The organism is Aquabacterium sp. (assembly GCF_035476535.1).
In the GTDB taxonomy this organism is placed as follows: domain Bacteria; phylum Pseudomonadota; class Gammaproteobacteria; order Burkholderiales; family Burkholderiaceae_C; genus Pseudaquabacterium.
This window is the reverse complement of sequence record NZ_DATILJ010000012.1, coordinates 1-20049: the sequence shown is the minus strand read 5'-3', so window position 1 is coordinate 20049 and position 20049 is coordinate 1. Positions and strand designations below refer to the sequence as shown.

Below are 20049 nucleotides of genomic sequence, written 5' to 3'. Positions count from 1 at the left end.
GACGTAGGACTCAGGCGATCGCACTGGCCCGCGTGACGGCCAGCGGCAGCGTGAAACGGAACACGGTGCCGGTCCAGCCGTCCGCATGCCGCGGCAGGTTCTCGTAGTCGATCGCGCCGCCATGCTGTTCCACCACCGTGCGGCACAGCGACAGGCCCAGGCCCATGCCCTCGTCGCGCGTCGTGAAGAAGGGCGTGAAGAGTTTCTGGCCGACCTCGGCGGCGATGCCCGGACCGGCATCGACGATCGAGAACGCGGCCCAGCGCTGCTGCACCAGCTGCACCCGCAGGATCAGCACGCGGCGCTCCAGCGGCGTGTCGCGCTCCATCGCCTGCAGGCCGTTGCGGGCCAGGTTCAGCAGCACCTGCTCGAGCATGGTGCGGTCGATTTTCACCCGCGGCACCGGCTGGGCGATGTCCAGTTCGATGCGCGCGCCGCTCTTGCGGGCCTGCAGCCGGATCAGCGGCAGCACCGAATCGATCAGCGCGTCGGCGGCAATGACCTCATGCGCCTGGTGGCGACGGCGCACGAAGTCGTGCACGCTCTTGATCACGCGGCCGGCCCGTTCGGCCTGTTCAGCGATGCGCTGCAGCGCTTGCTGCACCATCGGCAAGGTGTCTTCGGCCGGTTCCTCGATCAGGTTCAGCGAGCCGGTCGCGTAGCTGGCAATCGCCGCCAGCGGCTGGTTCAGCTCATGGCTCAGCAGCGACGCCATCTCACCGACGCTGGCCAGCCGCGCCGTGGCCTGCAGGCGCTCCTGCTGCTGGCGCGACAGGTCTTCGACCTTGCGCTGCGCCGACAAGTCCAGCACCGCCCCCATCCAGCCGGTGTGGGCGCCCACGCGGTCGACCAGCGGCGCTTCGTAGACCATCACCGGAAAGCGTTCGCCGTTCTTGCGCATGAACACGGTCTCGTAGCCTTCGCGGGACGGTTCGCCCGCACCGGGGGCCAGGCGCTCGGCCTGCCGGTGCTGGTAGGCCTCGATCTGTTCGGGCGGCCAGTACAGCGGCACGCTGGACTCCTGCAGTTCCTGCGCGCTGAAGCCCACCATGTGGCAGAAAGCCGGATTGACGTAGACGATGTGGCCGTCGCGGTCACGAGCGCGCAAGCCCGTGAGCAGCGAGTCTTCCATCGCACGGCGGAAGGCCAGCGCCTCGGCCAGCGCGTCTTCGGCGCGCGCGCGGCGGCGGCCATCGCGCACCAGCAGCAGCACCACCGCGAACAGCCCGAGCGACAGGCCCAGCACCAGCGCGGTGGCGAGGTTCGGGATCAGGCTGGGCCGGCGCTGCGCGGCATCCACCCGCAACTGCAGGCTGGTGCCGGCCAGGTCGACCACCCGTTCGGCCACGTAGACGCCGGCCCCGCGCACGGCCCCGGCGCGCGCCAGGCGGGTGCCGTCGGCTTCGACGAAGGACAGTTCATGGCTGCGTGCCCAGTCGGCATGGCGCAGCTCTTCCAGCAGCGACGACAGCACGATGCTGGCCACGCCGTAACCCACATGCTGGCCGGCGTCCTGCAACGGCACGCAGACATCGACCATCTCGACACCCAGACCACCGGGCTGCGGCACGAACTGGCTGCGCGAGAACACCGGGGTCATCGAACGCCGGGCCGCGCTGCAGGCCACTTCGGTCTCCAGCTCCATCTCGGCGCGCGGCCAGCGGGCGAACAGCGGATCACGAAACGGCGAATCCACTGCGGCAATCGTGCGCAGCTGCGCATCGCGACGTTCGATGCGGGCCATCTCGCGGTGGCTGCGCATCAGCGTGCCGGCTTCCAGGCGCCACTCCAGCGATTCGCCGGCGCGCTGCTGCAGCGCCTGCAGACCCTGCAGCAAGGTCTGCGCGCGCTGGCGGATCTCGCCGGCGGCCTGGGTGGCCGCTTCGTCGGCGCGCTCCTGCGCACGGCTGGACTCATAGCTGACGGTCAGTGCCACCAGCAGCGTCTGCGCCACCAGCAGCAAGGCCACCAGCGCGGCCCACAGCAGCGCACGCGGCAGCCGGCGACCCGGCCGATCGGTGTTCAGGCGTGGCAAGTCGGCCCTCATCGTGCGGGCCAGTATTCCGCCGGCCCAGGGTGAAACAGCTACGCAGTTTCGCGCATGGGCGCGGCACCGCCGTCGATTCACACTGCGGGTGCCGCGCCCGGCCCTGCATCGCATGCCAAGGCAGCATGGTGTCATGCCGATGCAGCGTTGCCGCACCGGCGCATCCCGCTTTGCTGCGGCGGCCCCGGCTCCTAGAATCCCGACCCCGCCCGAGGAGTGCCAGACCATGGACAGCTACGAAGAAAAACGAACCGAACTGCGGCGCGCCGCCCTCGAGTACCACGAGTTCCCGACGCCGGGCAAGGTGGCCATCGCGGCGACCAAGCAGGTGCTGAACCAGCGGGATCTGGCACTGGCTTATTCACCCGGCGTGGCCGCGGCCTGCGAAGAGATCGTCGCCGATCCGGCGAATGCCTTCCGCTACACCTCGCGCGGCAACCTGGTGGCCGTCATCACCAACGGCACCGCCGTGCTGGGCCTGGGCGACATCGGTCCGCTGGCCTCCAAGCCGGTGATGGAAGGCAAGGCGGTGCTGTTCAAGAAGTTCGCCGGCATCGACGTCTTCGACCTGGAACTCAATGAGCGCGACGTCGACAAGCTGGTCGACATCATTGCCGCGCTGGAACCCACCTTCGGGGGCGTCAACCTCGAGGACATCAAGGCGCCGGACTGCTTCTACGTCGAGCGCAAGCTGCGCGAGCGCATGAACATTCCGGTCTTCCATGATGATCAGCATGGCACGGCCATCGTCGTCGGCGCGGCCTTGTTGAACGGGCTGAAGGTCGTCGGCAAGCGCATCGACGAGGTCAAGCTCGTCACCTCCGGCGCCGGCGCCGCGGCGCTGGCCTGCCTGAACCTGCTGCTCAAGATGGGGCTGCCGAAAAAGAACATCTTCGTCACCGACCTGGCCGGCGTGGTCTGGAAGGGCCGCACCGAACTGATGGACCCGGACAAGATCGAGTTCGCGCAAGAAACCTCGGCACGCACCCTGGCTGAAGTGATGGTGGGGGCCGACGTGTTCCTCGGCCTGTCGGCCGGCGGCGTGCTGAAGGCCGCAGCGGTCAAGAGCATGGCCGCGCGGCCGCTGATCTTCGCGCTGGCCAACCCGACGCCGGAAATCATGCCCGAGGAAGTCAAGGCGGTGCGCGACGACGCCATCATGGCCACTGGCCGCACCGATTACCCGAACCAGGTCAACAACGTCCTGTGTTTCCCGTACATCTTCCGCGGCGCGCTCGATTCGGGCGCCACGACGATCACCGATGCGATGGAAATCGCTGCAGTGCGCGCGATCGCCGAGTTGGCCCAGGCCGAACAGAGTGATGTGGTGGCCGCGGCCTATGCCGACGCGACGCTGAGCTTCGGCCCGGAGTACTTGATTCCCAAGCCCTTCGATCCCCGGCTGATGACGATGATCGCGCCGGCCGTGGCGCGGGCAGCGGTCGAGTCGGGCGTGGCGGCACGGCCGGTGACCGACTACGAGGCCTATGTCGAGAAGCTGCAAAGCTTCGTCTATGCCTCGGGCCAGACGATGAAGCCGATCTTCAGCGTCGCCAAGCGCGCCGAGCGCAAGAACGTGGCCTTTGCCGAAGGCGAAGACCGGCGCGTGCTGCGTGCCGTGCAGGTGGTGGTCGACGAAGGCCTGGCCCGACCCTGGCTGGTGGGCCGCGCGAGCATCATCGAGCGGCGCATCGCGAAATACGGTTTGCGCCTGCAAAAGGGTCGCGACTACGAAGTCGTCAACATCGACGACGACCCGCGCTACCGCGACTACTGGCAAACCTATCACCGGCTCACCGAGCGCAGGGGGGTCACCGAGCAGTTCGCGAAGATCGAGATGCGGCGCCGCCTGACCCTGATCACCAGCATGCTGCTGCACAAGGGCGAGGTCGACGGCATGATCTGCGGCACCTGGGGCAGCACACAGCAGCACCTGGCGCACATCGACCAGATCATCGGCCGGCGCGCGGGGGTGCAGACTTACGCCTGCATGAACGGGCTGATCCTGCCCGGGCGGCAGGTCTTCCTCGTCGACACGCACATCAACTACGACCCGACCGCGGCGCAAGTGTGCGAGATCACCGTGATGGCGGCCGAAGAAATGTTGCGCATCGGCGTGCAGCCCAAGGCCGCGCTGCTGTCACATTCCAATTTCGGCTCCAGCGACAAGCCCTCGGCGATCAAGATGCGCGAGGCGCTGGCGCTGATCCGCGAGGCCGCTCCCTGGCTGGAGGTCGATGGCGAAATGCATGGTGATGCCGCGCTGGACGCCGGCTACCGCGGCGAGCTGATGCCGCGTTCGACACTGACCGGCGAAGCCAACCTGCTGGTGCTGCCGAATATCGACGCCGCGAACATCGCCTACAACCTGCTGAAGACCGCCGCCGGCGGCGGCATCGCCATCGGCCCGGTGCTGCTGGGCGCGGCCAAACCCGCGCACATCCTGACGCCTTCAGCAACCGTTCGGCGCATTGTCAACATGACGGCGCTGACGGTTGCAGACGCCAACGCGGCACGCTGAGCCATTGGGAAAAGTTGCAAATTGCATCGAATTGCTCACTTCACCAACTCGGTGCGTTTTGCCGATGAAGCCGAAGCGGATTTTTTCATCGTCCTCGCGAACGCCCTCTTGACAACTCGACTTTTGTTGATTTTTAAGGGATTACTTCGGTGGTGAGCACCCACTCAATCCCGTGCCGCGTTGCCCAAATTTGAGGCAGCCGGCTTGAGTTTCGCGGGCCATTCCGGTACCATGACTCATTCAGAGTTCAGGGTAATCCCGTGGATTGGACCGCACGGTCATCGTTGCTGGGGTCGCTAAGAAGGTTAGGGCTCGCTTCGATCATCGCAGTGTCGGCGTTAGCCGGCCCAGCGGTTCAAGCCAAAAAGTCGGTTGACGACACAGCCACGGTGGCTGTGTCGGCCTTGCCGCCCGAGGCCCAGCAAACGCACCGATTGATCCGCACCGGCGGCCCTTTCCCCTACGGCAAGGACGGCACGGTTTTCGGCAATCGGGAGCGCCTGCTGCCCCGACGCGCGCGCGGCCACTACCGTGAGTACACGGTGCCCACGCCCGGTTCACACAACCGTGGCGCCAGGCGCATCGTGTGCGGCGGCAGTCAACCGAGCCACCCTGAGGCCTGTTATTACAGCGACGACCACTATGCAAGTTTCAAGTTCATTGCCCAGTGATCGTCGCATCGAAGGACAACAGCTTTTTGACATCCGGAGGAACGCGACCATGCTGCTGCAGACCGTCCGTCCCAATATCGTCCAGGCGATCCGCGCCTACCGCGTCGAAGACCTGATGCAAGCCGCCGAAGGTGCCGGCCAGCATTTCCTGTATGCCAACCTGATCGATGCGCAATCGAAGCAGGACGTGCTGGAGAAAATTGCCGAGTCCTTCTTGTTTCCATCGCATTTCGGCAAGAACCTCGATGCGCTGTTCGACTGCATGACCGATCTGGTGCATCGCGCCGGTTCGCAGCCGGGCTTTGTCGTGGTGCTGGAGCAGTTGCCCGACAACGCCAAGTTCGACCGCGAAGCGCGCGAGCAATTGCTCGACGTGTTCCGCGACGCCGCCGATTTCTGGGCCGAGCGGCGTGTGCCCTTCCGCTGCTTCTATTCCTTCGCGGTGGCGCGCAGCGCCGAAACCAGTGCCTGGGAACGGGTTGAAGTGGCACCGGCGCAAGAAAAGCCGGCGCCGAAGGCGGTGTCCAAGAACGGCACCAATCCGAATTTCGGCATGAACATGCCGATGATGAGCAGCGCCTTCGATACCGCGATGTGGCTCAGCGCGGCCTGAACAAGGCCTCGCGCTTGATGGATCAGCGGCCCGCGGGCCGCTTTTTCATGCCTTGGCCAGGCTTCGCGCCAAAGCCAGGTATTCGGCCACCGGCACCTCTTCGGCCCGGCGCTGAACGTCGAACGCACCGCTGAAGCCCCGTTGCTCGAGCCAGCGGCCCAAGGTGTGGCGTAGCAGCTTGCGGCGCTGTGAAAAAGCCACCGTCACCAGCGTCTGCAACAGCTCCGCGTCCAGTTCCGGCGCAGGCCGCAGAGGCTGCATGCGCACCACTGCGGAATCCACGCGCGGTGGCGGGTCGAAGGCTTCGGGCGGCACGTCGAGCACGGCCTCGATGCGATAGCGCCATTGCAGCATCACCGACAAGCGCCCGTAGTCCTTGCCTCCCGGCGACGCGGCCATGCGCTCGACCACTTCCTTCTGCAGCATGAAGTGCTGATCCTGGACCTGCGGTGCGGCCGCCAGCAGGTGGAACAGGATCGGCGTGGAGATGTTGTAGGGCAGGTTGCCAATGACGCGCAGCGGCGCGTCAAACCCCGCAGCGAGGGCCTGGAAATCCACCTTCAGCACGTCCGACTCGATCACCGTGATGCCTTGCCGCTGCCGCCAGCGCGCGGCCAGGTCGCGGTCGAGCTCGATCACCGTCAGCGCGCCGCAGCGCTCGAGCACCGGCTGCGTCAGCGCGCCCAGGCCGGGGCCGATTTCGACCAGCGCCTCGCCAGGCCGCGGGTCGATCGCCCGCACGATGTTGTGGATCAGCCCCTGGTCGACCAGGAAGTGCTGGCCGAATCGCTTGCGCGCAATGTGGGCCATCAGCGCAGGCCGCCGCGTGCGCTCACTGAGGCGGTTCCCGCATCTCGATGTAGGCGCGCAGCCGCAGATCCTTGGTCCAGTCGATGTAGGCCTGCTCGAACTTCTGCTCACGCAGCATGTTGCGGGCCTGATCACGCACTTCCTTGGGGTCCTGCGTGACGTTGCGGCGCTCGGTCACCTGGATCAGGTGCACGCCGAAACGCGACACCACCGGCGCGGAGATCGCGCCGATCGGCAGCTTGTTCATTGCCTCCTCGAACTCGGGCACGAAACTGCCCGGCGAGGTCCAGCCCAGATCGCCGCCCTGGGGCGCAGTGCCGTCTTCGGAGAGTTCACGCGCCAGGTCCTCGAACTTGCGCTCATTGCGCTCGACCTGGCGTCGCAGTTGTTCGAGCCGCGTCGACACCGCCTGCACCGATGAACGATCGGTCACCCGCATCAGGATGTGGCGGGCATGCGTCTGCGTCACCTTGAAGGCGTCGCCATCCTGGCGGGCCAGCACCTTGAGCAGGTGGAAGCCGGCCGAGCTGCGCACCGGTTGCGCGATGACCTGGCCCGCCGCCACGCCGCGTGTTGCGTCGACGAACAGGTCCGGCAGCCGCCGTTGCGGCCGCAGGCCGATTTCGCCGCCGGCAGCGCGGTTGCCGTCCTCTGACAGCTCACGCGCGAGCTTGCCGAAATCCTCGCCGGCTCGCGCCCGTTTGACGACCTGATCCATCAGGGCGCGCCGCTGTGCCACCACCGCGTCGTTGGCGCCTTCGGGCACGGTGATCAGGATCTGCGCCAGGTTCAACTCCTGGTCGCCCGCGGCTTCGGCACGCTGCTGGTCGAGCACGCGGTCGATGTCGGCGTCGGAGATGCGGATGCGCGAGGTGACCTCGCGTTCGCGCACCCGCTCGACCATCATCTGGTCGCGCAGGTTGTTGCGAAAGCGCGTGTAGTCCATGCCGTCGGCCTTTACCCGATCACGCAACTGGGCCGGCGTCAACTGATTCTGCGAGGCGATGTTGGCCACGGCGCGGTCGAGCTCGACATCGTCGATGCGCGCGCCGCTTTCACGGGCGTAGGTGCTCTGCACCCGCTCGTCGATCAGCGAGTCCAGCACCTGCTTGCGCAAGGCCTCCTCGGCCGGCAGGCGGGCACCGCCGCGTTGGGCATCGGCCCGTGTGCGCACGAGGCGCTGCTCGACCTCGACCGCGGTGACCAACTCGGTATTGACCACCGCGACGATGTAGTCGCCATTGCGGGCCACCCTGGGTGTCTGGGGTGTTTGCGCCAAGGCCGGCAGCAGCAGCGCCGCGGCGCCCAGCGCCAACACGAACCGGCTGCCCTGGCGGACACACCAGCGGCCTCGTCGAACACCGGCACGGAAGAAACGGTCAGCAAAATCAGTCATGGCAGGCGATCACGGTTCGGCAGTCAGCGGCGCAGCGGTGCGCGGGTCGCGCAGCAGCCGGTAGCCGGGGATATTGTCCTTCAACACCTGGAGCGTGTTGGTGCCCAGGCGGGACAGGCCGACGAACTCCAGCTGCCAGTGCAGCACGGTGGTGGCATTGTTGCTGCCGGTGGAGGTGCGTTCAGCGACGATGCGGCCAATCCAGCAACCGGCATCGTATTCCAGCCCGGCGATCGCGCCGGTGATGCGGCTGTCGGTCATGCTGTAGTTCATGCGGCCGACCGCGTAGAGCGTGCCGCCGCAGCCCGAGGACGCCCCCACCGGTCTGGCCGTGCCCCGATAGACCGGCCACTGCCAGCCGAGCGACAGCTGCTCAGACAGGCCGCGGGCCAGTGAGTAGCTGGCGCTCAAGGTGCGGAACGGCCCCGGTGAATACAGCACCGTGCCGCTGGCCCGCACGGTGCGTTTGCTGTCCGGGTTGTACTGCACGGCCGCATCGAAGTGCCAATGCGGCACCAGCGCCGTCGAACCTTCGAACAGGACGTCGGACAGGCGTTGCGTCAGCGGCTCACTGCCCGCGTCCAGCGTGACGCGCTGATCGCGGAAGCGCACGCGTTGCGCCAGGCCCAGGCGCATGGTTTCGGCACCGGTGTTGGCATCCAGCCAGCGGGTGACCACGCCGGCGGTGAGCTGGTGCGCATCGGCCACGCGGTCGATGCCGGAGAAGGTGTTCTCGCCGTACAGCGAGACCAGGTTGAAATCGCGGTCGCCCGAGTCGAAGTTCGGCAGGCGGCTCTGGTCGCGGTAGGCGGTGTTGACGTACAGCAGCCGCGGCTCCAGCGTCTGGCGCTGGGCCTGGCCGAACCAGCGGCTGTTGCGCTCGAAGACCATGCCGGTGTCCACGCTCAGCGTCGGGATCACCCGGCTGGCCCGCGTGCGGCCATCGCTCATTGCCTGGTCGGTGGCATAACTCGCCGCATTCACGGCCAGTTTGGGGGTCAGCCACCAGTTGCCGTCGCCCCAGCGGCGGCTGAGTTGTGTCAACGCATGCCAGCGCCAGCCAGTCAGTGCGTCGTCGGTCACGCCACCGACTTCCGGCCGCGTGAAGCGGTTGACTTCGGTTTCGGCACTGGCGTTCAGTCCGCCGCCGAGCACTGGCTGCAGCCTCACGCCCAACTGGGGGCTGCGCTGGTAGGGCGCGATGATCGCAGCCGTCAGGTCGCGGGCCGTCAGCACCTGCCACTGCAGAGCACGGGCATAGAGCCGGGCCGGGCCCAGCGATGTCTGCAGCGTGCGCTCGGCTTGTAGATCCAGCGGCAACAGGCGCGGCGTGATGCTGTGGATCCCGCGCGGAAAGTCTTCCCAGTAGGCATCGTCGGAGACGCGGAACAGGTTCGCGCGGTAGCGCCAGTCGTTGCGCAGGCTGCCGTCATGGTCGAAGGTCCAGGCCCAGCGCGCCCCGCCGGTCAGCCGGTCGTTCGGCAGCAGGTCGAGGTTGAGCTTGCCGCTGTCGCGCGGCTCCAGGTAGCGGAATTCGGCGCCGACCCCCGGGCCGCGGCGCGTCAGCAGCGTCGGCGTGATCGTTGCATCGCGGTTCGGCGCGATGTTCCAGTAGTAGGGCATGCTGAGTTCGAAGCCGCTGCGGCTGTCCAGCCCGACGTTCGGCGGCAGCCAGCCCGACTTGCGGTCGTCGCTCAGCGGAAAGCTCAACACCGGCAGGCCGAGGATGGGCACGCCCAGGAACTGCAGCACGGCGCCTTCGGCCCGGCCTTCGTTGGTGTCGAGGTCGAGCCGCACGCGGCTGGCACGCAGCAGCCAGTCGGGGTCACCTGAGCCGTCGCGCGGGCAGCTGGAATAAACGGCATTGCTCAGCTGCGAGCGAGACGAGTCGAGAAAATCGACGCGATCGGCGCGCCCGCCTGCACCCAGCAGCGGCAACTCGAACTCCGGCTGCAGGAAGAAGCCTTCGAAGCGCTGCACCCTCAGTTGCAATTCAGGGCCGCGGAAGATGCTGCCTTCCCGCAGGACCTGCACCCGGCCGCGGGCCACCGCCAGGTCCTCCGGGCTGTCGTAGGTCAGGCGGTCGGCGCGGATCACCGTGCCTGCCCGGCGGAATTCGACATGGCCCTCGGCCACCGCGTCCAAGTCGGGCCGGGCGCGCAGCTCGTCGGCCATCAGGATCACCGGCCGCTGGCGCACCTGCTCGCCGCGGGGGACGGGGGCCAGCGAGGTGCTGGGCTGTAAATGCAGCGGCTGCGATGCAGCGGGCAGCGGCTGCGATGCAGCGGGCAGCGGCGGCTGCGACGCCGCAGGCACCGCCGGCGCGGAAGCCGGCACCGCGGGCTGCTGCGCACGCACGGTCGCCACGGCGGCCAGTGCCAGGGCGGACAGGCTGAAGCAGCGCAGCGAGGGTCGGACGCAGGAGGGCAGCGGCACGTAGTTGGCAGGAAACGGAGCGGTGCCCCGCATGTACGCTGCCAGGCACCCGACGACGGGCGGACTCGGGCGCCGGCCATTCGTAGAATCGATCGATTATCCACGAGGGCCTTCAGCCTCATGCCTGCTGCCGCCGCCCCCCCTTCCCTGATCGCCTGGCCCGATGCCCAGCGCGAAACCGCCTTCCGGGCCTGGCTGGCCCCGCTGTGTGAACGCTTCGCGCTCGACGCCGCCAGCCTGGCGCCGGCGTCGGCCGATGCCAGCTTTCGCCGCTACTTCCGGCTGACGGGCGCGCGGCGCTCGCTGATCGTGATGGACGCTCCACCACCGCAAGAGGATGTGCGGCCCTTCGTCGACATCGCGCAACGCCTCCAGGCCGCGGGCCTGCATGCACCCGAGGTGCTGGCCACCGATGCCGAGCACGGCTTCGTGCTGCTGGCCGACCTGGGCCAGACGCTGTATTTGGACGCCTTGCAGACCGCCAGCACGGCGCAGGCCGACGCGCTGATGCGGGACGCGGTGAACGCGCTGGTGCAGCTGCAACAACGCATGGACACCAACGGCCTGCCGGCTTACGACAGCCCGCTGCTGCAGCGCGAACTGTCGCTGTTCGACACCTGGTGCGTCGCGCGCGAGCACAACATCCGCTGGACACCGGCGCAACACCAGCAATGGCAGCGCATCTGTGAGTTGCTGATCGGCAGTGCGCTGGCCCAGCCGCAACTGGCAGTGCACCGCGACTGGATGCCGCGCAACCTGATGGTCACCGAGCCGAACCCCGGCATCCTGGACTTCCAGGACGCGGTGTGTGGACCGGTGACCTACGACATCGCCTCGCTGCTGCGCGACGCCTTCCTGTCCTGGGACGAAGACCGTGAGATCGACTGGGCCGTGCGCTGGTGGCAGCAGGCGCGTTCCGCCGGCCTGCTGGCCGGCCATGCAATGGAGAGCGACTTCGGCGAATGCTGGCGCGCCCTGGAATGGATGGGGTTGCAGCGGCATCTGAAGGTGCTGGGCATCTTCTGCCGGCTGAAGCACCGTGACGGCAAACCGCGCTACAGCGCCGACCTGCCGCGCTTCTTTGCCTACGTCACCAAGGTGGCGCTGCGCTATCGCGAGCTGAAGCCGCTGATCGCCTTGATCGAGCCGATGACCGGCCCGCTCGTCACGACCGGCTTCACGATGCGATAGCCGTTTGCGCGCCGGCTTGCCGCATCGCGCAGTCAGATCGTTTCGTTTCGCACCCCGCGGCGGCCAGCCAGGGGTCGCGGTCCTCGCCGCCGAAGATCGTCAACAGGAAATCGAGGAAGGCCCGGGTGCGCGCCGGCAGGTGCTTGCGCGTGGGCAGCGTGGCCCACAGCGTCATCGAGAACAGCCGCCACTCGGGCAGCACACGCTCCAGCGCATGTTCGAGCAGCGCGTCCTCGATCAAGAACGAGGGCAGGCCCGAGATGCCCAGCCCGTGCAGCGCGGCGGCGTACATCGTGTCGGTGTGCGAGGTGCTCAGCACCGGGCGCCTGGGCACCAGTGTCACGGCCTCGCCGGCCGGTTCGTCGTCGCCCCAGTCGCCGGTGTGGAAGGTGATGCCGCGCTGCAGCTCGGAGATCGGCGGCAGCAGCGTGTCGTGCTGCTGCAAGTCGTTCGGATGCTGCGGCCGGCCGCGCTTTTCCAGGTACTCCGGCGCCGCGCACAGGATCACTTCGGTGCGGGCCAGTCGGCGCGCGACGAAATCGCCGTCCAGGGGCTTGCGAGAGTGCAGCAAGGTCAGGTCGAAGCTGTCGTCCATGGTCTCCACCGGGCCCGGCGAATGCAGCTCGATGGTGACCTGCGGGTACTGCCGGTGAAAGCGCGGCAGGTGCTTGGCCAGCTGGTGCACCGCCAGCGCCGGCGGCACCAGCACCCGCAGGTGGCCGCGCGGTTCGCTGGTCGCCGCGCCGGCCAGCGCCTCGGCTTCTTCCACCTCGCCGAGGATGCGGCGCGCCCGCTCAAGGAAGGCCTCGCCGACCTCGGTGAGTCCGATGCGCCGTGTCGTGCGGTTCAGCAGCCGCGCGCCCAGGTGGGCCTCAAGCTCGGCGATGAGCCGGGTGACCACGGCCGGCGCCAGGTCCATAGCGCGGGCCGCCGCGGCAAAGCCGCCTTCATCGATGACGCGGGCAAACACCCGCATGGCTTTGAGCTGGTCCATCGGCCGATTATTCGTCTTTACGCAATGCCGTTTTGATCCTCAAGGCATTTATTCGCAATACACGAACACCTAAAGTCTGACCCATCGAATCACCGATGTGAATAGGAACCCCACCATGAACGCTCGTCACCTGATCGCTGCCACGCTGGCTGCCTTGTCCACCACCGCCGCACTGGCCGATGACCCGACGCTGGACACCATCCCTGCCGGCTCGACCGTGAGTCGCAGCGAAGTGATTGCCGAGCTGCGCCAAGCCATCCAGGCCCATCAGCTGCTGGCCGCCGGAGAAATCACCTCCTACAGCGTGAACGCGCCCACCACCGTGCTGCCCCGCAGCAGCGTGAAGGCCGAGGTGCTGGCCGCCCGCAGCCGCGGTGAACTGCAACCGGCCGGCGAATTCGAACTGGCTTCGCTGCAGCCGACGCGCACCCACGCGCGGCCCGTCACGACGCTGGCCGCGGTTCGCTGATATCCCATCTCCAGGTGCGCGCTGAGCCTTCAGCGCGCACTGTCGTTTCAGAGGGTCGTTTCAGCGGGTCGTTTCAGGGGTGTGCGGCGATGACCTGCGCCACTGCCGCCGTCAAGCGCTTGGCGTAGGGCACGTGCAGGAACTCGTTGGGCCCGTGGGCATTGCTCTTCGGGCCCAGCACGCCGCAGACCAGCATCTGCGCCTTCGGGAAGCCCTGCTGCAGCATGTTCATCAGCGGGATCGTGCCGCCCTGGCCGATGTAGCCGACCGGCGCGCCGTAGTGCGCCTGTGACGCGGCATTCAGCGCGCCTTCCATCCACGGCGCCAGCGACGGCGCATTCCAGCCGGTGGCCCCCAGCGCGCCGGCGCGGCCATCGGCCTGGAAGGTGACCCGCGCGTTGTAGGGCGCGTTGTCTTCGAGCAGCGCCTTCAGCTTCAGCGAGGCCTCGTTGCCGTCGATCAGCGGCGGCAGCCGCAGCGAGAGCTTGAACGCCGTGTAGGGCCGCAGCACGTTGCCGGCGCTGCGCAACTCGGGAAAGCCGTCGACCCCGGTGACCGACAGCGTCGGCCGCCACGTGCGGTTCAACAGCACTTCCACCGGATCGGTGGTCGTCGGCAAGGCATTGCCGCCATCGGCCCCGCAGGACCAGGGGAAACGCTTCCACACTTCGTCGCCCAGCGTCGCCGCGGCGGCGCGGGCCTGCGCCACGCGGTTCGCCGGCACCCGGCAGTGGAAGCTCTCGGGCAACAGCTGACCGGTCTTCGAGTCCTCCAGCCGGTCCAGCACCTGGCGCAAGATGCGGAAGCTCGACGGCACCACGCCGCTGGCGTCGCCCGAATGGATGCCCTCGGTCAGGATCTCGACCTTCAGCACGCCCGAGACCATGCCGCGCAGCGAGGTGGTCAGCCACAGCTGGTCGTAGCTGCCGGCGCCGGAATCCAGGCAGGCCACCAGGCTGACCTGGCCCAGCCGCGGGCGCAGCACATCCAGGTAGGCCGGCAGGTCGAAGGAGCCGCTTTCTTCGCAGCTCTCGATCAGGCCGACGATGCGCGGGTGCGGCAGGCCTTGTGCATCCAGCGCTTCGATCGCGGTGATCGCGGCGTACACCGCGTAGCCGTCGTCCGCGCCGCCACGGCCGTAGAGCAGGCCGTTCTCGTACTTCGGCGTCCAGGGCCCGAGGTCGTTGCGCCAACCATTGAACTCGGGCTGCTTGTCGAGGTGGCCGTACATCACCACCGTGTCGGTGGAGCCGGGCTTGGTCGACGGCACTTCGAAGAAGATCACCGGCGTGCGGCCTTCGAGCCGCACCACCTCGAGCGTCAGCCCGGCGACCTTGCGGCTTTCGACCCAGCTCGCGGCGTCGCGGATCACCCGCTCGATGTAGCCATGGGCTTGCCAGTCGGCATCGAACATCGGGCTCTTGGCGGGGATGCCGATGTAGTCGGTCAAGGCCGGCACGATGGCCTCGTCCCAGCGCCGGTTGGCGAAGGTGGCCAGGGCGGTGGCTTCGTCGGGCTGCAGCGGCAGCAGGGGATCGCGTGCGTTCATGGTGCTTGTGGCTCCACAACCAGTGAGGGGTGAATCGGCCTGGGACCCGGGAAAATAACACGGCTGGCCTGCTTCGCCACCGCCTGCGCGATCACCCTGCGGGCGGCAGCGGCATGCCGGGCGATCAGGCGCTCGCTGCGCCGTGGGGCGCCAGCCAGGCGGCCAGGTCGGCCAGCACGCGGCCCTGCTCGGGCTCGTTGAAGATCTCGTGTGACAAGCCCTCGTAGCGCTGGTGCTGTAGCACTGCGTTGGGCGCCGCAGCGGCAAAGGCCGCACTGCCGCGCGGCGCCACGCAGCGGTCGGCGCCGGCATACAGCAGTTGCGTCGGCACGCGCCATCGCGGCGCCTGGGCGATGACGCTGGCACCGCCGTCGAGGATGAAGCGCACCAGCCGCGGCGAGACGCGGTCGTGCACCAGCGGGTCCTTCTTGTAGGCGGCCACCACCGCCGGGTCACGCGACACCCAGCCCGGGTTCAGCCCGTTGCCCACCGCGAGGTTTGGCGCCAGCGGGCCCAGCACGCCGAGCAGCATCTTCTGGAAGAGGTTCATGCCAGGGTCCAGCGCCGGCGACGACATCACCAGCGCGTCCACCGGTCGCCACCAGGACGAAGGCTTGGCCGACAAGCCTTCGGCAACGAAGCGCCCGACCACCAGCCCACCCATGCTGTGGCCCAGCAGCACCAGCGGGCCGCCGTGGCGCTGCCGCGTGGCATCGATGACCAGCGCCAGATCGGCCAGCAAGCTGTCGTCCGTCGCGATCGCGCCGCGCGGCCCGCCCGACGCGCCATGGCCACGCTGGTCGTAGCCGGCGACATGCCAGCCGCAGCGGTTCAGGTGCGCCGCGACATGCGGATAACGCCCGATGTGCTCGCCCAGGCCATGCACGATCAACACCGTGCCACGCGCGCCATCGGCAAGCTGCCATTGCCGCAGGTGCAGCGGCAGATGATCCGAGGTGTGGAGGGATTGCATGCGCGCAGTGTAGGTAAGCGGCAGGCGCCGTCGACACCTCGGAATCGGTGCTGGCTCCGCCGCTGCGCGGCAGGTCAGCGCGCGCCTGCAGTATCGTCGCGGGGGCCGCGCGGCGGCCGACAGGGACCATGCGGCTCAAACACATCGAGGTCTTCAACGCGATCATGCTCACCGGCAGCGCCAGCGGCGCCGCGCGGCTGCTGCATGTGACGCAGCCGGCCGTCACGCAGGCGCTGCAGCATGCCGAGCTGCAACTGGGCTACGCGCTGTTCACGCGCCAGCGCAACCGGCTGGTGCCCACGCGCGAGGCCCAGGCGCTGGTGCCCGAGGTGCAGAAGCTGATGTCGCAGCTGGAATCGGTGCGCCGCCTGGCCGCCGCGCTGCGCAGCGGGGCCGACAGCCAGCTGCGCATCCTGATCGTGCCCTCGCTCGCAGTGCATGCGCTGCCGGCCGCGCTGGCGCGCTTTCGCCAGCGCTACCCGGACATGCCGGTGTCGATCCAGACCTTGCATACCCGTGAGATCGCGCGCGCCATCGCGCTGCAGGAAGGCGATGTCGGCATCGTCTACGGCAGCGCGCCGCATCCGGCGCTACACGAAGAGCCGGTGGCCACCGGCCGGCTGGTGTGCGTCTCGAAAGTCGGCAGCCGTGGCGCCGACCGGCGCAGCACCGTGGCGCTGGAAGACATCCTGCGTGGACCCTTCATCCGCATCGACGAGCGCGACCCGCTGGGCACCATGCTGGCCGACCAGTGGGCGCGGCTGGGCCTGGTGCCGCGCGCCGGCATCACCGTGCAGACCCACCACATCGCGATGCTGCTGGCCGAGCAAGGATTCGGCCCGGCGATCATCGATTCCTTCACCGCCCGCGCCAGCCGCAACGACACGCTGCATGTGCGCACGCTGCTGCCCGAGGTGCCGGTGGAGATCCGCGCATTGCTGCCGCAGGGCCTGCGTTCGCCGCAGCCGGTGGCCGATTTCGTCGATGCGATGCGGGCGGTGACGGCCGAGCCCTGATCGCCGAGCGTTCAAGCCGGCAGCCGGTACGGCAGCGGGTCGATGGCCGGCGCCTGGCCGCCCATCAAGCTGCTTAGTAAGGCCGCGCTGCCGCCGGCCAGCGTCAACCCCAGCGCCCCGTGGCCGGCATTCAGCCACAGCCCCGGCCAGCGCGTGGCGCCGATCAGCGGCCGCCCGCCCGGCGTGGCCGGCCGCAGGCCGACCCAGGGCTTCGGGTCGTCGAAACCGCAGGCGCCGGGAAAGGTCTCGCGCACGGCCTTGCACAGCGCATCGATGCGGCGCGGGTCCAGCGAACGATCGGTGCCGCAGAGCTCGGCAAAGCCGGCCACGCGCAGCTGCTCGCCCAGGCGCGCGTAGACCAGCTTGCGGCCCTGGTCGGTGACGCTGACGCGCGGCGCCGCGTTGGGCTCCAGCACCGGCAGCGTGATGCTGTAGCCCTTGATCGGCTCGACCAGCGGCGCCCAGCCCAGCGCTTGCAGCAGCGCACGCGCAGCCGGGCCGGCGGCCAGCACGAATGCATCGGCGTCGATGCGCTGCGTGGACGACAGCTGCAGCGCATGCACCCGCCCGTCGCGCTGCTCGAAGCGCAGTGCCGTGTCGCCCAGCCGCATCATCGCGCCGCTGGCCCGCGCCAGGGCCTGGGCCAGCAGCGCCGCGTCGACCACCGCTTCGCTGTCGGTCCACACCCCAAACGCAATGTCGCCGCCGCCGGTCACCGCCAACGCGGGCTCCAGAGCGCGGCACTCATCGGCTTCGACGACGCGCTGCACGCAGCCCATCTCGCGCTGCCAGCCGAGCTGGCGCTGCACGCTCGGCCGCGCGGCGGCATCGCGGTACAGCACCAGCTTGCCGGGGCGTGCGTGCAGCGTGCCCGCCGCCAGACCAGGCACCGTGTCCAGCCAGCTTTGCAGCGTGTCGCGGCTCAAGGCGGACAGCGACAGCAGCGCATCGGTCGTGCGGCGCACCTGCGGCCAGCGGCAGGATGCGACGAAAGCGGCGAGCCAGCGCCAATGCGCCCAGTCGTTGCGCGGCCGCCAGCGCAAGGGGCTGTCGGCCGACAGCAGCCAGCCCGGCAGCGCGCGCAGCGCCGCCGGCGTGGCCAGCGGCTCGACATAGCTGTAGCTCAGCTGCGCACCATTGGCCCGAGTCTCGCCCTGCCCCGGCGTGGCCTGCGCGTCGACCAGCGTGACCCGCCAGCCGTCGCGCGACAAGGCCATCGCCGTGGCGCAGCCGATGATGCCGGCACCGACGATGCACACATGGCGGCCTGCGCCGCGGGAGGTGTTGGCGATCATCGGGCGTCAGACCGCCAGGGCCGCTTCGCGCTGCGCCAGCGACCAGGCCACCGCGCGCCGTGCCAGCGCCGCCGTGGCGTCGACCATCGGCAGCGGCGAGCTCACCGGCCCCAGCACCAGCGGAATCTCGGTGCAGCCCAGCACCAGGGCCTGCGCACCGCGTTGCGCCAGCGCTTCGGCGGCCTGATTCAGCAGCGTCGCGCCGCGCGCCAGGTCACCGGCCTTCACCGCGGCGATGCCGGGCATCACCAGATCGGCCCGCTCCTGCACGGTCGGCAGCAGCCACTGGAAGTCGGCATGTGCCAGTTCGCGCTGCTGGTAGAGCGCGGAGGCCAGGGTCGCGTCAGTCGCCAGCAGGCCGATGCGGGCACCCTGCCCGGCCAGCGCCAGCGCCTCGGCCAGCGCCACGTCCACCAGGTGCAGCATCGGCAGGCCCAGCGCAGCGTGAAGCTCGTCGAACCACAGGTGCGCGGTATTGCAGGGCATCACCACCAGCCCGGCACCGGCCTCGGCCAGGCGCTGGCCGCTGGCCAGCATCGCGGCCAGCGGCGAAGCCCCCTCGCCGCGCCAGGCCGCCGTGCGGTCCGGCACCTGCGGGATCGAGCTGACGACCACCGGCACATGCTCCTGGTCGGACGCCGCCGGCGTCGCGCGCAGCATCTTGTGCATGAAGTCGATGGTGGCCAGCGGCCCCATGCCGCCCAGCACTCCCACGATGCCCAGGCTCGCGCCCAGGCTGGCGCCCGCCTTGTTCTCCAAGGTCGTGTTCATGGTCAGCAGCGGAGGGTCGGGCTCAGAGCGCCGGCTTGTCCGACAGCGCCTTCAGGTTGTCGCGCAGTTCCTGGCTCATCGGCGCGCCGAGGTTGATGTTCTTCGGCGGGATCGGCGACTGGAACCACTTTTTGTACAGCGTTTCGAATTCGCCGCTCTTGATCAGCGCGACCAGCGTGTCATCGACCAGCTTCTTGAAGGCCGGGTCGTCCTTGCGCAGCATGATGGCGTAGGGCTCGACCTGGATCGCTTCGCCCACCACCGCGAACTCGGCCGGGTTCTGCGCACTGGCGCGCAAGCCGTACAGCAGGATGTCGTCCATGCCGAAGGCATCGGCGCGGCTCGACTGCACCAGCAGCGCCGACTCGGCATGGTCCTTGGCAGCCAGCAGGTCGAAGCCGAGATTGCGGTCGGCGTTGAGCTTGCGCATCACCTGGTAGTTGGTGGTGCCGGCGGTGGACACGACCTTCTTGCCCTTCAGGTCGGCCATGGCCTTGATCGGCGAATCCGACTTCACCAGCAGCCGCGTGCCGGTGTAGAAGTAGTTGATCGCAAACGCCACCTGCTTGGCGCGGTCGCTGTTGTTGGTGGTCGAGCCGCATTCGATGTCGATGGTGCCGTTGACCAGCAGCGGGATGCGGTTCTGCGAGGTCACGGATTGCGTGGCCACCTTCAGGTCGGCACGGCCAGTGGACTTCTTCACCTCATTGACGATGCGCTGGCAGATCTCCCAGCCGAAGCCGGTGGGCTGTGCATCGCCGCCGAGGTAGGAAAACGGGATCGACGATTCGCGGTAAGCCACGGTCAGCGTGCCGCTGGCCTTGGCCTTGTCCAGCGTGGGTGGCGTCTGCGCCGACGCCGGGACGGCGAGCGAGAACAACAGCGCCAGGGTGGAAGTGAGCGCGAAGGCAGAACAGGTCGGTGCACGCATGCGATGAATCCTTTCGGGGCGAATCGACGACAGAGGCCGGGAACAGCGCCGATGCTAGAGGGCGGCGGCGGCCGCGGCCATCGCGTTAACGCCGCCGTCCATAAGGCCAGCTTATGCTGAGCCCTGCCCGCCGCGCGAGCCGCCAGCGGGTCACCACGCGGCCGGCAGCTTGCGATGGATGACGTGCCGACCGTCGCGCACCGAGACATAACCGCCGGTGCTCAACTCCTTCAGCACGCGGTTGACCATCTCGCGCGACGAGCCCACGCGCTCGGCGATGTCCTGCTGCGTCAGGCGCTGGCGCACGATGCGCTCCTCGCCCGCCGGATCGGACAGCTCCATCAGCACCCGCACCATGCGGCCATA

16 protein-coding genes and 1 pseudogene are annotated in these 20049 nt (G+C 68.6%); 6 read left to right on the top strand and 11 right to left on the bottom strand.

All coding sequences use genetic code 11. From position 1 onward, the window contains the following. Positions 1-10: 10 nt before the first annotated feature. A complete protein-coding gene (locus tag VLK61_RS01120) occupies positions 11-2047 on the bottom strand; it encodes a two-component system sensor histidine kinase NtrB (RefSeq protein ID WP_325417409.1) in 2037 nt (678 codons plus the stop codon). 226 nt (positions 2048-2273) lie between these two features. Between VLK61_RS01120 and VLK61_RS01115 the strand changes: the two genes are divergently transcribed. From VLK61_RS01115 to VLK61_RS01105, 3 genes and pseudogenes are all read left to right on the top strand, one after another. Next, entirely contained in the window at positions 2274-4568 is a 2295-nt protein-coding gene (locus VLK61_RS01115) for an NADP-dependent malic enzyme (protein ID WP_325417407.1), read from the top strand. A gap of 323 nt (positions 4569-4891) precedes the next feature. Next, positions 4892-5239, top strand: coding sequence for a ribonuclease domain-containing protein (locus VLK61_RS01110; protein WP_414636737.1), 348 nt, complete (start codon positions 4892-4894; stop codon positions 5237-5239). A 49-nt stretch (positions 5240-5288) separates the two neighbouring features. Next, positions 5289-5678 (top strand): annotated as a pseudogene (locus VLK61_RS01105) (barstar family protein); the annotation flags it as partial. A gap of 219 nt (positions 5679-5897) precedes the next feature. Here VLK61_RS01105 and rsmA read toward each other — a convergent pair. Genes rsmA through VLK61_RS01090 form a run of 3 tightly spaced genes read right to left on the bottom strand, consistent with a single transcriptional unit; the run spans position 5898 to position 10527 of the window. After that, positions 5898-6662 carry a 16S rRNA (adenine(1518)-N(6)/adenine(1519)-N(6))-dimethyltransferase RsmA gene (rsmA, locus tag VLK61_RS01100; RefSeq protein WP_325417405.1) on the bottom strand — a complete coding sequence of 255 codons (765 nt, stop codon included), beginning with the start codon at positions 6660-6662 and terminating at the stop codon, positions 5898-5900. A gap of 22 nt (positions 6663-6684) precedes the next feature. Continuing rightward, entirely contained in the window at positions 6685-8058 is a 1374-nt protein-coding gene (locus VLK61_RS01095) for a peptidylprolyl isomerase (protein ID WP_325417403.1), read from the bottom strand. 9 nt (positions 8059-8067) lie between these two features. After that, on the bottom strand, positions 8068-10527 hold the full coding sequence (locus VLK61_RS01090) for an LPS-assembly protein LptD (RefSeq protein WP_325417401.1): 2460 nt from the start codon (positions 10525-10527) through the stop codon (positions 8068-8070). 87 nt (positions 10528-10614) lie between these two features. Here VLK61_RS01090 and VLK61_RS01085 point away from each other — a divergent pair, with 87 nt between their 5' ends. Continuing rightward, positions 10615-11685: an aminoglycoside phosphotransferase family protein gene (locus tag VLK61_RS01085; RefSeq protein ID WP_325417399.1), complete on the top strand. Its 1071-nt coding sequence runs from the start codon at positions 10615-10617 to the stop codon at positions 11683-11685. Here VLK61_RS01085 and VLK61_RS01080 read toward each other — a convergent pair. Further along, on the bottom strand, positions 11672-12679 hold the full coding sequence (locus VLK61_RS01080; protein ID WP_325417397.1) for a LysR family transcriptional regulator: 1008 nt from the start codon (positions 12677-12679) through the stop codon (positions 11672-11674). The genes VLK61_RS01085 and VLK61_RS01080 overlap by 14 nt on opposite strands. A gap of 115 nt (positions 12680-12794) precedes the next feature. Between VLK61_RS01080 and VLK61_RS01075 the strand changes: the two genes are divergently transcribed. Next, a complete protein-coding gene (locus tag VLK61_RS01075) occupies positions 12795-13148 on the top strand; it encodes a DUF4148 domain-containing protein (RefSeq protein ID WP_325417395.1) in 354 nt (117 codons plus the stop codon). Positions 13149-13221: 73 nt separating this feature from the next. Here the strand turns inward: VLK61_RS01075 and VLK61_RS01070 are convergent, their stop codons facing one another. Then, the gene (locus VLK61_RS01070; protein ID WP_325417393.1) at positions 13222-14697 is read right to left on the bottom strand and encodes a M20 family metallopeptidase; all 1476 of its coding nucleotides are present in this window, start codon (positions 14695-14697) and stop codon (positions 13222-13224) included. Between the two features lie 124 nt (positions 14698-14821). Further along, positions 14822-15670 (bottom strand): alpha/beta hydrolase, encoded by an 849-nt coding sequence (locus tag VLK61_RS01065; protein ID WP_325417392.1) that lies wholly within the window; start codon positions 15668-15670, stop codon positions 14822-14824. Positions 15671-15798: 128 nt separating this feature from the next. Between VLK61_RS01065 and VLK61_RS01060 the strand changes: the two genes are divergently transcribed. Beyond that, the gene (locus VLK61_RS01060; RefSeq protein WP_325417390.1) at positions 15799-16686 is read left to right on the top strand and encodes a LysR family transcriptional regulator; all 888 of its coding nucleotides are present in this window, start codon (positions 15799-15801) and stop codon (positions 16684-16686) included. Positions 16687-16697: 11 nt separating this feature from the next. On the opposite strand, the gene VLK61_RS01055 is transcribed toward VLK61_RS01060, so the two are convergent. The 4 genes from VLK61_RS01055 to VLK61_RS01040 form a co-directional block, all read right to left on the bottom strand. Further along, positions 16698-17981 carry an FAD-dependent oxidoreductase gene (locus tag VLK61_RS01055; protein ID WP_325417388.1) on the bottom strand — a complete coding sequence of 428 codons (1284 nt, stop codon included), beginning with the start codon at positions 17979-17981 and terminating at the stop codon, positions 16698-16700. Positions 17982-17987: 6 nt separating this feature from the next. Further along, positions 17988-18752 (bottom strand): aspartate/glutamate racemase family protein, encoded by a 765-nt coding sequence (locus VLK61_RS01050; protein WP_325417386.1) that lies wholly within the window; start codon positions 18750-18752, stop codon positions 17988-17990. 22 nt (positions 18753-18774) lie between these two features. Continuing rightward, positions 18775-19683: an amino acid ABC transporter substrate-binding protein gene (locus VLK61_RS01045; RefSeq protein ID WP_325417384.1), complete on the bottom strand. Its 909-nt coding sequence runs from the start codon at positions 19681-19683 to the stop codon at positions 18775-18777. A 150-nt stretch (positions 19684-19833) separates the two neighbouring features. Continuing rightward, a partial coding sequence (locus tag VLK61_RS01040) for a replication/maintenance protein RepL (protein ID WP_325417382.1) occupies positions 19834-20049 on the bottom strand: 216 nt, incomplete at its 5' end.